General features: G+C 68.6%; 10 protein-coding genes. 6 read left to right on the top strand and 4 right to left on the bottom strand.

Translation table 11 applies throughout. The features are described from left to right. Window positions 1–6: 6 nt before the first annotated feature. From ACTFTM_RS13100 to ACTFTM_RS13085, 4 genes are read left to right on the top strand one after another with little or no spacing between them, the layout of a single operon-like run. On the top strand, window positions 7–981 hold the full coding sequence (locus tag ACTFTM_RS13100; protein ID WP_449566037.1) for an ABC transporter substrate-binding protein: 975 nt from the start codon (window positions 7–9) through the stop codon (window positions 979–981). 7 nt (window positions 982–988) lie between these two features. Beyond that, a complete protein-coding gene (locus ACTFTM_RS13095; RefSeq protein ID WP_449566036.1) occupies window positions 989–1,759 on the top strand; it encodes an ABC transporter permease in 771 nt (256 codons plus the stop codon). Then, on the top strand, window positions 1,756–2,571 hold the full coding sequence (locus tag ACTFTM_RS13090; RefSeq protein ID WP_449566035.1) for an ABC transporter permease: 816 nt from the start codon (window positions 1,756–1,758) through the stop codon (window positions 2,569–2,571). Before ACTFTM_RS13095 ends, ACTFTM_RS13090 begins: the two co-directional genes overlap by 4 nt. Beyond that, window positions 2,564–3,376: an ABC transporter ATP-binding protein gene (locus ACTFTM_RS13085; RefSeq protein ID WP_449566034.1), complete on the top strand. Its 813-nt coding sequence runs from the start codon at window positions 2,564–2,566 to the stop codon at window positions 3,374–3,376. Before ACTFTM_RS13090 ends, ACTFTM_RS13085 begins: the two co-directional genes overlap by 8 nt. A 374-nt stretch (window positions 3,377–3,750) precedes the next feature. Here ACTFTM_RS13085 and ACTFTM_RS13080 read toward each other — a convergent pair whose 3' ends face one another. Further along, window positions 3,751–4,155, bottom strand: coding sequence for a hypothetical protein (locus tag ACTFTM_RS13080; RefSeq protein WP_449566033.1), 405 nt, complete (start codon window positions 4,153–4,155; stop codon window positions 3,751–3,753). A gap of 315 nt (window positions 4,156–4,470) precedes the next feature. Between ACTFTM_RS13080 and ACTFTM_RS13075 the strand changes: the two genes are divergently transcribed. Next, complete coding sequence (locus ACTFTM_RS13075; protein ID WP_449566032.1) at window positions 4,471–5,637, top strand: PucR family transcriptional regulator; 1,167 nt, start codon at window positions 4,471–4,473, stop codon at window positions 5,635–5,637. A 71-nt stretch (window positions 5,638–5,708) separates the two neighbouring features. Here ACTFTM_RS13075 and ACTFTM_RS13070 read toward each other — a convergent pair whose 3' ends face one another. From ACTFTM_RS13070 to ACTFTM_RS13060, 3 genes are all read right to left on the bottom strand, one after another. Next, window positions 5,709–5,894 carry a hypothetical protein gene (locus ACTFTM_RS13070; RefSeq protein ID WP_449566031.1) on the bottom strand — a complete coding sequence of 62 codons (186 nt, stop codon included), beginning with the start codon at window positions 5,892–5,894 and terminating at the stop codon, window positions 5,709–5,711. Next, entirely contained in the window at window positions 5,891–8,008 is a 2,118-nt protein-coding gene (locus tag ACTFTM_RS13065) for an N-6 DNA methylase (RefSeq protein ID WP_449566030.1), read from the bottom strand. The genes ACTFTM_RS13070 and ACTFTM_RS13065 overlap by 4 nt, the downstream gene beginning before the upstream one ends. A 1,151-nt stretch (window positions 8,009–9,159) precedes the next feature. Next, window positions 9,160–9,612: an effector-associated constant component EACC1 gene (locus ACTFTM_RS13060; RefSeq protein ID WP_449566029.1), complete on the bottom strand. Its 453-nt coding sequence runs from the start codon at window positions 9,610–9,612 to the stop codon at window positions 9,160–9,162. Window positions 9,613–9,698: 86 nt separating this feature from the next. Here ACTFTM_RS13060 and ACTFTM_RS13055 point away from each other — a divergent pair, with 86 nt between their 5' ends. Further along, a complete protein-coding gene (locus ACTFTM_RS13055; RefSeq protein WP_449566028.1) occupies window positions 9,699–14,006 on the top strand; it encodes a caspase, EACC1-associated type in 4,308 nt (1,435 codons plus the stop codon). The last annotated feature ends 357 nt before the right edge of the window (window positions 14,007–14,363 follow it).

Below are 14,363 nucleotides of genomic sequence, written 5' to 3'. Positions count from 1 at the left end.
CCGTCCATGAAAAAGGTCACTGCCCTCGCTGTCCTCGCCGGCGTCGTGATCGCCCTGACCGGCTGCACGGATTCCGATGCCACCGATCCGTCCCCCGGGGCGAGCGGCGACCTGCGGAAGGTCCGTGTGGCGGCGCTGCCGATCAGCGAGACCGCCGCGCTGTGGGGCGGCATCAAGGCGGGCATCTTCCGGGAGCAGGGGCTCGACGTGGAGGTGGTGCCCGCACAGGGCGGCGCGCAGGCCATCCCGGCCATGATCAACGGCGACATCGACTTCGCCATCGGCCAGCCGTTCGGCCCGTTCCGCGCCGATCTGCAGAACCTCGGCGTGGTGATCATCGGGAACTACGCGTCGTCCTACGCCGACGGCGACGACATCAACGCCGTGCTGGCGTCCGCGAAGTCCGGTATCACCCGGCCGGCCCAGCTCGCCGGGCGCAAGGTGTCGGTGAACAGCCTGGGCGCCGCCGGCGACGTCACGATCATGGCAGCGGTCGAGAAGGACGGCGGCGATCCCACCAAGGTCAAGTTCGTCGAGGTGGCCTTCCCGGACGCACCGGCCCAGCTCGCCGCCGGCAACATCGACGCCGCCTGGGTGACCGAGCCGTTCATCACCCAGATGCGTAAGCGCGGTGACGTTCTCGTGCTCGCTCCGTACCAGGCCACCGTTCCCGGACTCACCACCCTGACCACGATCACGTCGAGCAAGCTGAAGGACTCCGACGCCACGCTGGTGGCGGACTTCTCGTCGGCGATGAAAAAGACGCTCACCTGGGCCAACGATCCGGCCAACCAGGCCGGCCTGCGGCAGGCCATCAAGGACAACCTCGAACTGCCGGAGCCGGTGGCGGACTCGGTACGGCTCCCGGCGTTCGGGTGGGACATCGACCGGACCGGCCTGGAGCAACTGGCAACGCTCGCTCAGAAGTACCGCGTACTCGACCGGCAGCCCAACTTCGACCGGCTCGTCCAGCAGCAGTAGCCGACCGATGCGCAAGATCCTGCTGGGCGCCGTCGGCCTGCTGGGGTTCCTCGCCGTCTGGCAACTGCTCCCGGCTCTGGGGCTCGTCGACCGGCACGACCTGCCGTACGCCACCGACGTGTTCGGACGGCTGTCCCACGAGGTCCGCGACCTGGCGTTCTGGCGGCGGCTCCGGCTCACCATGACGTCGTGGGCGATCGGCCTGACGGTGGCGACGCTCGCCGCGGTCGCGCTGGGGACGGTGGTCGGGCTGGTGCCGTTCCTGCGTCGCGCCACGCACACGACAGTCGAGTTCCTGCGGCCGGTGCCGTCGGTCGCGCTGATCCCCCTCGCCGTGCTGATGTTCGGCCTGCAGATGCGCGCCGCACTCGTCATCATCGTCTACGCGGCGTTCTGGCAGGTGTTCGTGCAGGTGATCTACGGCGTCGCCGACGTCGACACGGTCGCCCGGGACACCGCGCGGAGCTTCGGCCTCACCCGCTACGAGCGGCTGCGGTACCTCATCCTTCCGACCGCTCTGCCGTACCTGATGACCGGCCTGCGCCTCGCCGCGACGGTCGCGCTCATCCTGGCCGTCACCGCGGAGATGGTGATCGGCAACCCCGGCCTCGGACGCATGATCGAACTGTCGCGCTCCACCGGGGACGCCGTCGGCCTGTACAGCCTCGTCGTGGTCACCGGGCTCCTCGGCGTACTGGTGAACGTCGTGTTCCGCTTCGCCGAACGCCGCTCGTTGGCCTGGCACCAGTCGGTGCTCGCGGACGAGGCAACCCGATGACCACCCTCGGTGCGGGCAGGACCGCCCCTCGCGACCCCGGCGTCCGGGTCGCCGAGGCCGTCCTGTACGCGGCCGGGCTTCCCGTCCTGGCCGTGGGGCTCTGGGCCGTCTGGTCCACCCGGTCGGCCAACCGGTTCCTCGTCGGCCCGGGCCCGCTCCTCGACGCGTTCCGGCAGACCTGGATCGGCCCGGCGTTCGTCGACGACGTGCTGCCGAGCGTGTACCGGCTGCTGGCCGGCCTGTTCGCGTCGATCGTGCTCGGCGTCGCCGCCGGCGTCCTCATCGGCCGGTTCCGCCCGCTCCGCGAGATCCTCGAACCGCTGCTGGAGTTCTTCCGCGCGATCCCGCCACCGGTGCTGATTCCGGTCGCGATGCTCCTGCTCGGCATCACCGACACCATGAAGGTCGTCGTCATCACCTCCGGTGCGATCTGGCCGATCCTGCTGAACACGATCGAGGGCGTCCGGGCGACCGACAGCGTGCTGCTGGAGACCGCCGACTCGTACCGGATCTCCCGGTGGGAACGGGTGTGGCTGCTGATCCTCCCGGCGGCGAGTCCGCGCATCATGACCGGCGTACGACAGGCGCTCTCGGTGGCCCTGATCCTCATGGTCATCTCGGAGATGTTCGCGTCCTCGGCCGGCCTCGGCTACCGGATCGCCTACTTTCAGCGGAACTACCTCATCGCCGAGATGTGGAGCGGCATCCTCCTGCTCGGCCTCATCGGCGTCCTCCTCGCCGTGGCCTTCGGCGTCGTCGAACGCCGCGTCCTGCGCTGGTACCACGGAATGAGGGAGGCCACCCGTGCCTGACGCGCGTCCGCTGCTGCGGGTCGAACACCTGCGCAAGGTCTACGCCTCCGGCCGGGGCGAGGTCGAGGCGATCGGAGACCTCAGCTTCACCATGATGCCCGGCGAACTGCTGTGCGTCGTCGGCCCCTCCGGCTGCGGTAAGACCACCCTCCTGAAATGCCTCGCCGGACTGCTCCGGCCCACCAGCGGCCTCGTCGAGATGGACGGATCTCCGGTGACGGGCCCGAGCCCGGCGATGGCAGTGGTGTTCCAGGAGTACGGCCGCAGCCTCTATCCCTGGCTGACGGTCCGGGGCAATGTGGAGCTACCGCTTCGACACCAGAAGCTCTCCCGCGCCGAACGCGACCGGAGGGTCGCCGACGCCCTCGACGCGGTCGGACTGCCGCAGTCGGCACGCAGCCATCCGTGGCAGCTCTCCGGCGGGATGCAGCAACGGGTGGCCATCGCGCGCGCCATCGCCTACCGGCCCGAAGTGCTGATCATGGATGAGCCGTTCGCGGCGGTGGACGCGCAGACCCGCGCGGACCTGGAGGACCTCGTACGCGACCTGCACCTGAACCGCGGAATCTCCACCGTCTTCGTGACGCACGACATCGACGAGTCCGTGTATCTGGGCCAGCGCGTGCTCGTCCTGTCCCACTCGCCGACCCGGGTCCAGGAAGACCTCGTGATCGACCTCCCGCGGGAACGCGACCAGCTCACCACCCGGGCGCTGCCCCGGTTCACGGAGCTGCGGACCCACGTCTACGCGCAGATCCAGCGGGCCAAGCGCGCGCCGGCCTCAGCGCCCCACCCGGCACCGTGACGCGCCTCGCCGACCCCGGCAACGCCCGCGCACTATCCAGGGTATGGCCAGTGGCGTTCAGGCAGCACTTCCGTCGAACCGTCGGCCTCGATCACCCAGGTACGCGGCTGTGTTGTCATCGTCCCTCCCACCGGACGCCGATGGCGTCAGTACAGCGACGTCCTGCGAGCCACCACGGGACAGGCGGCAGCGACGTAAGCGCCACTTGACACGCAATCAAGAGCAGGCCTGCCGCTCCATCCAGGACGCAGACGAAGCGACAGGTCAGAGCGTTGTGCGGCAGGCACGTCGACGGCCAGGTCCCGTTGCGGGCGTTGCCCGAACCGGCACCGTCGGCACGGATCCAGCAACGGGATCCGTGCCGGGTGGGCCGATCAGACGAACGTGAGCGAGCTGAAGAACGCCGGGTAGCAGTCGACATAAATGTCGTAGACGCCGGGCGGCACGTGCACGGGGCCCAGGGTGGCCCCGTTGGAGCACCGGGCGCTGACCGCAGTCGTCGGCTGGCCGGTCAGGGTGCAGCCCTGGAACACGATCAGCCACGGGTCGATGTACTGCCCGGCGTACGGGCAGGAGCCCGACATCACCGAGAAACCGCTGCCCTTCGCCGGTGAGGCGGCGGTCGCCGTCGATGTCGTGACGCTCAACGTGCCGGCGGGGCTCGCCGATGCCCGCTCGGCTGCGATGGCGGCGACAGTCGCGTCGCCGCTCGGCGCGGGTGCCGCGACCGCCGCGGACGGTGCGGCCATGACCGCGGCGAGCATCGCCGTCGCGGCCAACAGCAGACTGGATGCGCGGAGAATGCCGGATCGTGCTCCGGCGGAGGGTCGACTACGCCATGTCACAACCAGAACCACCTTTCGAGTGCTGTGCGATCTGCGGATGCCGGGGCGCATACCTGGTCGCGCCCGACCTAGCCGGGCCGTCGTCCGACGTCCATGGCGAAGCGTTCCAGGGTGCCGGTGGCCGGGTCTTCGTGACAGGGCGAGAACCGGGTCGCCGGCGTACCCCGGTTCTTGCGAATGTCCGCAAGGCTGTCCGGTCCGCGTCAACCGGGCGGCGTGACCGGAACGCATCGATTACCGTCGACCGGCATGGGCGGTCTGTTCAGCCTCTGGCGGCAGCGAGTGGCCGACAACGCCCGCCGGGCGGTGGACGCCTACCAGGAGGAGTTGCTGGAATACCGCAACCTCGCGGCCATGCCGCAGGTGCGGTCGGAGATGCTCGATTTCGCGGTCTTCCTCCGTCAGCGCACGGTCGACCTCGCGGCGGACAGCGCGCCGTTCCACGTGCAGGATCTGGACCTGATGGCCGCGATGGGCTGCCAGCGCGGCGAGAAGGGACTTACCCTGACCGCGCAGCGGCAGGTGCTGCTCGTGCACACCCGGCTGACGCTGCGTGAGGTGTACGAGGCGGCCGGCCCGAACGACATCGCCGCGACGATGCACACGCTCGCCTGGCTGGCTCCCGCGGGACTAGCCGCCCAGGGCGCGTACACCCGGGGCTGGATCGAGGGGCAGCGGCGCACGCTGGCGACCGCTGCCCAGGTGCGGCTGCTGACGGTGATGCTGCTGGCCGGCGACGACAGCGCGACCGACCTGGCGCGCGGCCTGCACATGCCGGTCCCCGATGACGTCGTCGCGACGGTGGTCCGGGTGGCCGGCGGGTCGCCCGGGCCGGACCAGGCGGCGCGGGACGAGTTCGCCGGCGCGCTGCTGAAGACGCACTGGATGCCGCTGAGCTGGCCGGAGCCGCACGAGGTGGTCGCGCTGATCCCCAGCTCGCCGGGCGGCCGGCAGCCGGCGGCCGAGCGCGGGCTCGCGCTGGCCCGCGACGTGGCCTCGATGACCGGCCGGCCGTGCGCGGCCGGCACCGCGCCTGGGCGGGTGCGCGCGTTCGGCGACGCCGTGGCGCTGGCTCGGCAGGTTAGCGAGGTCGCACCGGTGCGGGCCGTGCCGCGCCACGCTTACACCGTCACCGACGTCTTCGCCGAGCTGGGAGCCGCCCGGCTGGCGGAGGTCGGGAAGTGGCTGCAGGTGGTGGGGGCGCAACTCGACGCCGGTCCCGACCTGGTCGCCACGCTGGACGCCTACTACCAGCACGACATGAACCGGCTCGACACCGCGGCCGCGCTGTGCATCCACCCGCGCACGCTCGACTACCGGCTGACCCGGGTGCGCGACCTGACCGGGCTGGAGCCGGGCTCGACCCGCGGCGTACGCGTGCTGAGCACCGCCGTCGCCCGGATCCTCGCCGGCTGAATCATCAGCCGGATGAGCTCCATGCTCTTCATACCGATGTAGCTCAGCTGGGCGTCCTGCGAGGTCTTGCCTCACAGGGCCCCGAGGATGCCAAGACCCAAACCGAATGCGGTCGCGAAAGCAGCTCCGGCGGCCATGGTGGCCTCGGCCGCTGAGGAGCCGGTGCTTGTCTTGAGCATCGCGGTGAGGAGCGCTACGACGAGTGACGACAGTCCCACCACGAGGATCCACAGGTGGGTGCTGCTGGAGCTGCTCAAGAGGGTTCCTCCCCGTTCAGAAGGACGGTGCCGTCGGCGAGGTGCCGGGTAAAGGCTGTCCGGGTGGCACGGGCAGCGGCGAGTCGTCGCTCGATCATGGAGATCTCGTCGTCGACCAGTTGAAGTGCGTTGAGGATCTGCCGCTGATCGGCGACCGGAGGTAGCGGCATCACCAGGTCGCCGAGTGTCGTGGTGCTCAGTGAGGTGGTGAGCGACCGGACTGATCGGTCGCGGATGAGGGCTTGCACGGCTGCCTGCGACAGGTACGCCAGCAGGTAGGCGGGATCCAGCTCGGCCGGTTTGGTAACGCGCAGCCGGAGCAGGTTGGTGTGGGGCAACCAGCCGGATTCGCTGGGACGCACGAGTGCCGTCTGTCCCATTGCTCCGGTCCGGACGTAGAGCACGTCGCCGGCCTGTAGCCGGTGCTGCTGTTCAACGGTGTCGAGGTCTGCGTCAGGGGCGTCGCCCGCCTCGATGAGGCCGTCCCGCAAATGCCGCGGGTGGACGACGGGCACTGCCTCCCGTGCGGTGTGCGCCTGGGACATCGCCCGCTTGATCGGGCGTGGCGGCACGCCGCTGCGGATCTCGCAGAGGTCGCGCAGACGATGCTCGGGCCAACCCTCATCGGTGCCCGTCGTGTAGGAGGGCAGATCGAGAGCGACGGTCAGCGCGTCCAGCTCCGCGCGCGCGGCATCCGCAGAGGGTCGCGCGAGCGTACGGTCCTGGTATTCCGGCGGGTTCAGCGAGTATCCGTGGGCCCGGACCTCGTCTGGCGCGACCACGACGCTGAAGGCGGATTGAGGCTCGGCCGCCGTGAGCGTCGCCGCTATCGTCGCGATGTCCGCCGCGTCAAGGACGTGCACACCCTTCGCCTGAGGGCCGGACGGCCGGCCTAGATGGCGCGCGTCCACCATGTGTACCGGCGCGGCGCGGCCTGTCGGCTTTCCCAGCAGCCAGACGCAGACGCCGATCGAGCTCCCTGGAAACATCCGTGCCGGTAACGCCACAACAGCGTGCACAGCACCCTGTTCGATGAGTTCACGGCGGGTGTCGTACGCCCGGGCACCAGCGGCGTACCCGGCGCCGTAGGGCATGAGCACAGCGGCACGACCGTCGTCGGCGAGTGCGGCGATGCATCGTCGCAACCAGGTGGGCTGTTCCTTCTTGTCGAACGGCGGGTTGGTCAGCAGGACGTTCGCCCCACCCGATGGCGGCGAGGACGTCACGGCCAGTTCGGGGGTTGCGCCCGTCGCCGCCAGCGACATGCCGGCAAGGCGCAGGTCGGCCGGGTGTGGGTGCTCGGCATACACCTGCACGACAGCCTCGCCAGCGGCGGTCCGCCTGAACTCGGTCAACAGCTCACCGAAGCGAGCGAAGGGGTCGTAGACCGTTACTTCGCCCCGGACGGTGCGGCCGGTCAGCAGTGCGACCATGGTGCGGGCGACGCTTGTCGGGGTAGATATGACGCCGTCGCGAGTGCGCGTCTCCCGCACATATTCGGCTAGAAGCTGGTGGTATGCGCCAGGATCGAGGTGGGCACTAAGCACGACCACCCTGCGCACCGGCTCGAAGGTGCGGGGCCGCAGCCGCGTCGGCGGGGCATCCGAGCTACTGAGCAGATCCGGGTGACCGAGGGACGCGTCGACTGTCGCCACCACGAACCGCAGCAGCTTGCGGGCTGTTGCCGCATCACCGGCAGCGGGGAGATGCCGGGTCACCTGCACCCAGCGATCCTGGTCATTCAGACGCAGGAACGCCAGGCAGAGCAGCAGGTAAAGGAAATCGGTCCGGGGCGCGCCACCGCAGACATCGGAAGCCAATGCGCGCAGTGATTGCAGGACCGGGTCCGTGTCAGCGCGCGGGGCGGGACGTAGGCGCTGCCTGACACGATCACCATAGGTGACCCTGACACCCTCGCCCGGCACCAGACGGTTTGCGGGAACGTCCCGCCCATCGAGCCAACCGATCACCTCGCCAAGATGGAACCGGTCGCCGCTACCGCTCACCGGCGGTGGGAAGTCGTCGTGCCGGCGCCATTGGGTGACGGCAGCCCTCGTGACTCCCGCGAACCTGGCCACGTCTGCCTGAGAAACCGCTCTCGCAAAGTCGTTCACGAGGCGAAGCTAAAGCCCAATTCAGAAGCCGTCGAGTGTGCACTCGACGGTGCGCCGGGATCTGTTAACAAATGAGGGTCCGGGATCGGGCATCTTGGACCTATCGACAGTGGCCCTGGTCAGGCCATCCAGCATGGTCCCGGTCGGCCAGCTCCGACGAACTGCCGCAGATTCGGGAGTCAGCACGAACCGGCGGGAAGCTTTACTGCCGTCCCGCCGGGGCTGCTCTCGATCCCGCCGCTGCGGCACCCGATGCAGCATCAGTCCCACCCACCAATCCTCAAGCGCGGGGTGAGTCGGCACCCCTGACGACGAGTGGTGCTGCGCCTCTCGAAGAGCAAGTCAGCGGCTGGCAAACGCGGTCTGCCGATGCCCGCGACGTAACGAGGGTGCTCAAGGCGTTCCACATCCTGCAGAGGCAGAAACGCCTGCAGACCGGTAACGGCTAGCGGCTACGTCTTGTCAACGAACTCGTCCAGCCACAGCGCACCAACTGGCTCCGCCACCGAATCTACGAGCTGATAGCTAAGGTCGGAGTCCGCAAGATCCGACCGTACGACGCGCGGCACGCCTGCCTGACCTGCCTCGCCAGCGCCGGAGCGCCCGACGTCGTCCTTGCGCCCTGGCCGGCCACGCCGACGGCGGCCCGCTCGCCAAGCGGGTCTACGTCCACCCCGACAGCAGGCCAAGGGGACGGCCAAGCGCCTTGAATCAGGGCTGTTCGGGTGACTCGAGCGCCCGAAAAATCAGCAGTACGCGCGCGCCTGAGAAGTTGTGGAACGAAACGGCAAAAGGCCTCGACTTACCAAAGTGGATCTGGCCTTCGACCTGCCGAATCCCTGTCGGGACGGCCGGATTCGAACCGACGATCCCTTGTTACCGTCCGCAGCCATCCCGACCCTGTCATTGACTGTCACTAGACACTGAGCTGCACTGACATGATCAGGCGTTGATCGCTACGTGTTACTGATTGTCGACCGCTGGCGAGAGTTTTCGGGGGGTAACGGGGGGAGGTGACACCACTTCGGCGGGTTCCGTCTCGTCCACCCTCCACGGCGCCGCCGCCTTCCTTCCCATTCTCGGGCAGAGATGCAAGCGCCTGCAGTAAGACCCTGTTGAGTGTTCACCTCAGCAGGGTTCTGATCCCGCAGTCAGGGTGTGATCGCCGGAGGCACCGACCGGTCAGAGCCTGCGTTCGGACCGTCTTCCGGCGAGACGCCGAGGGCAGGGCCCGTCGCGAGGAGCAGCCGTTGGACCGCCTCGTGCACCGTCCTCTCCGCAACATTGTCACCGCTGATCTCGATCCGCAGCGGATCCTCGCCGGCGCGCCACGCTGTGAGCGTGAGCGACCGGCGCCGGTCCCGGCTGAGCCACATCCGCATCGCGGTCACCGCCCCAGCCACCACGCTCGGTCCGCCGAGCGCGATCACCAGTTCCGTCCATTGACCCTTGCGGCCGACCACCGGAATGCCCTCCTCGGTGGTCCGCAGGCCGTCCACCTCGCGCAGATCCATGACCAGTTCGGCGGTCGCCGACTGCAGCGGATCGTCATCGGGTGTAAGTGTGGAGAGGCCGGGGAGCAGCACGATCCGGACGGGTGGCATAAAGGGACCTCCAGACATGCGACTGTGGTCGGCCGATAGCCGTAGGGTAAGGCACTCACCGCAGGAACGTGGGCCAGGAGCCGCCGATGTATCGGGCACTTCTCGTGTGCAACTCCCTGTACGAGGCCGACCCTAAGCTGCACGCCCTGCACGGCCCGCGCATCGACGCGCGGCTGCTCAGCGCCGCATTGACCGACGGCGAGATGGGCATGTTCGCCTCAGAGCACGTAACGATCCTCTTTGACGCTTCACGCGCCGAGATCGCGGAGGCCGCCAACCGGTTCTTCAGCGACGCCGAGCCGGACGACGTGCTGCTCTTCTACTTCAGCGGGCACGGCCGCAACCGTAACCAGAAGCTCTATCTCTGCGCCCGGGACACAACGGCCAGCCTGTTGCCCGGTACAGCGGTCTCCAACGACACGCTCAACGACATCATCGGCGATTCGTTGGCCCGAGCGAAGGTGATCGTCTTGGACTGCTGCCACAGCGGTGCGTTCAAGGGGTCGGTCGCCGTCGAGCGGCTGCTGGCCGGTAAGGGCCGGTTCGTGCTCACCGCCACCGCCGCATCAGAGACGGCTGCTGACGCCGATGATGAAGGCCTGCCGAGCCCGTTCACCAACGCACTGGTCGACGGACTGTTGCACGGCGCCGACGATAAGGACGGCGACGGTATGGTAGATCTCGCTGATCTGTATGAGTACCTGCAGGTCGCCCTGCGCGGCTCGTCGGAGCCTCGGCACCGCTTTGACGGGTTCGCCAACGTGCCGATCGCCCGACGGCCCGTGTCAGTCGCCGCCGACATGCCTGACGAGCGGAACGAAGCCGAGCGGCTTTCGACGCCCCCCGAGGACCCGGATCACCCTTTCCTGGATGGTACGACCACCGCCACCGTCCTCAGCCCGCGGCGGGTTAGCCGATTCCGAGCAGCCATGCGCAAGGATGTGGGCCGCCTGGTGCCGCGTCGCGGGTCGGCGGCCGACTTCATGCGGGCTGCCCTTCTGATGCGCGAGGGTCGGCTGACTCGGGCCGGTGCGCTGCTGTTCGGCGAGGATCCGACCGCAGTGGTGCCCACCGCCACTGTGCAGTGCACCCACTACCACGGTCCCGGCAAGGACGCGCCGATGGACAAGCGCACCTTGGGAGGGACGATTCCCGAGCAGATCAAACAGGCCCGTGACTTCGTCGCTGAACTCGCTCGACTCGGCGAGGTGCCAACCGCGGGCGCTGCCGTCACCGAGCCGGTCTACCGCTACCCGATGATTGCCGTCCGCGAGGTTATCGCAAACGCGCTCGCCCACCGCGACTACCAGCAGCGCGAGATGTGCGTACACGTCCGGGTTTTTTCCGACCGAATCGAGGTGACCAGCCCTGGACCCTGGACCGGAGCCGAGCTGGCCGACGGCGAGCAATGCCTGCTCAGCGAGCTTCGCGGCGAGTCGCGGCAGCGCAACTTCTGGCTAGCACATGTGCTGAGCTGGAACAAGTTGGTGGAGAGCGAAGGGGCCGGAATTCCCCGGGCGGTCGGAGATTGCCGCCAGCAGGGCGCCGCCGGGCCGATCGTGGTTCGTTCCGGGGAGGCGGTCACGGTTAAGATCTTCCCGTCTGCCCCGCAGGGCTCGGCTGCGTTCAAGGACGACTTCGCGGCCAAGGTGACCGGCGCGCTGGCCGACGTGCACGGCTGGGCCGGGTCGTCGATCAGGGTCTACATTTCCGCTACTCAAAAGGACTTGCTGGAATACCGGGCTGCCGTGCACACCATCGCTCGCCGTTTGGAGATCGACGACGTGGCCATGGAGGCGTACGGCGCCGACATCCGGCCGCCGCTGGAACGCTGCCTCGCGGACGTACGTCGCAGCGACCTCTACATCGGGCTTTTTGCCTGGCGGTACGGGTACCGCCCGCCGGGCCAGGAATCGTCCATCACCGAACTCGAGTACCGGGAGGCACTTGCCGCCGGCAAGCCTTGCCTGATCTTCCTGCTCGCCGAGGACACGCCCTGGCCGGTCGACATGATCGACCGGGACGCCGACTGGCAGCAGATCGTCGCTCTGCGCCGGGAGCTCAAGGAACGACACCTGTGCGCCTTTTTCTCCGGCGTGGACGACCTCACCGCCAAGGTGGCCGCGGCCCTGATCGACGTCCGCAGGCATCGATCCCCGGCCCGGGAGCCCGCCGACCCGGACTCCCACCTGCCGACGGTCGTCCGCAACCAGTACTACAAGCAGTTGGCGGTGAGGTACCAGGCGGTGCCGTTGGACGGCGTCTCACCGCGACCCACCAGCGGCTACCTCACCCTTGGACTGCCACAGGTGTTCGTAGAACCACGGGTGCGTGAGGACGCCCGGCCGGAGATGCCCCTCGCCTGGTGGCGCTTGGCCAGCTCCACATCCGACGGCGATGCTAGTGGGCTGCCCGCCGGGGTGGACCCGGACAAAGTGGGACGGCTCTGGGAAGAATATGCGGCCAAGGACCCGCAAGCGCTGTTCGACGTGGTGTGCGACCCGGGCCGGCGAACCACGGTGCTGCTCGGCGACCCCGGCTCCGGCAAGTCGGCTGCCGCCCGGTACGTCGCGCTGGCGCTGGCCGGCGCCTGCGCCGAGCCTCGACTGGCGGCACTGGACGGGTACCTACCGGTCCTGATCGAGCTGCGCTCCTACGCCGTGCACCTGAGCGACGGCCGGTGCGACGGCCTGCTGGACTACGTCGGCCACCGCCACCAGCAGGGGCTGCTCGGGATCGACCAGGAGATGCTGGTGGCGTATCTGCGCCAGGGAGGCCAGGCGCTGTTCCTGTTCGACGGCCTGGACGAGGTGTTCGACCCGGCGCAGCGGGAAGAGGTGGCCGCGCAGATCGCCACGTTCGCCGACGAATACGCGGGGGTCCGGACGGTGGTCACCTCGCGGACGGCCGGCTACCCGCGGCACACCTTCGCCAACGCCGGCTTCGACCACTTCACCCTGGAGGATCTCGACGACGAGCAGATCGCGAGGTTCCTCGACAACTGGTACCGCTACGTGATGCCCACGCCGGCCGCGGAGGCCGACCGGCAGCGGCGGCAGATCCTCGACGTGGTGGGCAGTTCCCGGGCGATGCGCGAGATCGCCGGCAACCCCCTGTTGCTGATGCTCATGGCGATCGTCGGCCGGGGTCATCCGCTGCCGCGCAACCGACGCCGGCTCTACGCGCACGTGACCGACGTGCTGATCTCCGAGTGGGACGTGACCAAGCAACTGCGCGAGAGCCACGGCGACGTGCCGTCACTGGACCTGCAGGCGAAGCGTCGACTGCTGCGTCACCTGGCGTATTGGATGCAGTTCCGCGAGTCGGGTCCCGCCGGGAACTACATCGAGTCCGACGAACTGGCGCGCATCTTCCGCGACAACCTCGTCGCGTTCTACGGTTTCGAGAATGAGCGGGCGCTCGCCATGGCTTATTCGATGATCGACAAATTGCGGCAGCGAAGCTTCATCCTGGAACGCTACGGGCTACGACTGTTCGGGTTCGTGCACCGCGCGTTCCTGGAGTTCTTCTGCGCCGAAGAGATCGTGGACAGATACGAGCATGATCCGACCACCTGGGGCCTCGATCACCTACGTTCGCTGTTTCGCGAGAACTGGGCCGATCCGTCGTGGCGGGAGGTGCTTCGACTGGTCGCCAGCGCCCTGCCCGCCCCGGCCGCCAACGAGCTGGTCACCCTGCTCGCCACCGAGGTCACTCCACCGTGGCCGCCCCTGAACCTGACCGGGCCGCCGTGGAACCTGGTGCTGGCGGCGCAGTGCGTGGCCGAGGCGCCGCAGCCCGCCGAACTGGCCGGCGCGGGCGACGCGGTCCTGCGCCAGGTCGTGCGGCTCATCGAGCACGGCATCTCCGCCGACGACCCGAACCTGGTCGATCTCACCGAGCAGGAACTGCTGTCTTCGATCCGAGCGCTCGGGCCGCAGTGGCCCAGCAAGGATACATTTCTGCACTGGTATCGGCGGAGCGGGGTACGGACCAGTTGGCGCTCCGGCTCCACGTTCGCCACCCGGGCCGCCGTTGTGCTGTCTTCCCCACAGGAGCATCTGGAGGAGCTGCTGGTCAGGGAACTCGGGCGGGGCCGCGACCGGCAGGCTGGCGTCACCCTGGTCGCCGGGCTGGCCGAGGCGGCTGGCCAGCTGGACACCACGAGCCGCAGCCGCCGCTACTGTCGGGACCAACTGCTCGTCCAGGCACGGGCAGTGCTCTCCACGGCAGTCCGGCAGGCCGCAGTACGGGCGTTAGTCGCCCACTTCAGCGCCGACCCCGACCTCATCGACATACTCCGCGACCTCGCCGATTCATCCGACCCCGCGGTACGCGCGATCGCCGTCCAGTCCCTCGGCGGACGGGCCGAATCGTCCGAAGAGATTCTTTAGTTGCTACTGGCGCAGGCCGTCGAGGAACGGGACGCCACCGCGCGTTGGCCCGTACCTGCACCTCGACGCGGGTCACTTCGCCGTCCCACAATGGGCAGATGCACTCTGCGCACGCGGAGTAACGCAAGAATGTCGGTGCAAGTAGCAGCCGGCGACTCCCTGCAGTCCGCCGCTTTGTTGGCCACGCCCGGCGTTCAGGGTTCGGCCGTGCAGGCCGTCCAAATGATTCCGCGTCCTCGTGCGAGGCGCACTGGAATCCAGCGAAGACTCTGCCAACCTCAACGCCGATCAGTTGGCCCCGGGGTTGAGGTGGCCGTCGTCGCTGCCGTACCTCGTCTGCAGAGCAGGCCAGGAGGG

This window comes from Micromonospora sp. RB23 (assembly GCF_053585025.1).
Note: the sequence above shows the minus strand (reverse complement) of the source record. Positions and strands in the feature narration are given on the sequence as shown.

Excerpts from the sequence above, each read along its gene's own strand:
- ACTFTM_RS13100 (WP_449566037.1), top strand. The coding sequence starts at position 7 with ATGAAAAAGGTCACTGCCCTCGCTGTCCTCGCCGGCGTCGTGATCGCC.
- ACTFTM_RS13095 (WP_449566036.1), top strand. The coding sequence starts at position 989 with ATGCGCAAGATCCTGCTGGGCGCCGTCGGCCTGCTGGGGTTCCTCGCC.
- ACTFTM_RS13090 (WP_449566035.1), top strand. The coding sequence starts at position 1,756 with ATGACCACCCTCGGTGCGGGCAGGACCGCCCCTCGCGACCCCGGCGTC.
- ACTFTM_RS13075 (WP_449566032.1), top strand. The coding sequence starts at position 4,471 with ATGGGCGGTCTGTTCAGCCTCTGGCGGCAGCGAGTGGCCGACAACGCC.
- ACTFTM_RS13060 (WP_449566029.1), bottom strand. The coding sequence starts at position 9,612 with ATGCCACCCGTCCGGATCGTGCTGCTCCCCGGCCTCTCCACACTTACA.
- ACTFTM_RS13055 (WP_449566028.1), top strand. The coding sequence starts at position 9,699 with ATGTATCGGGCACTTCTCGTGTGCAACTCCCTGTACGAGGCCGACCCT.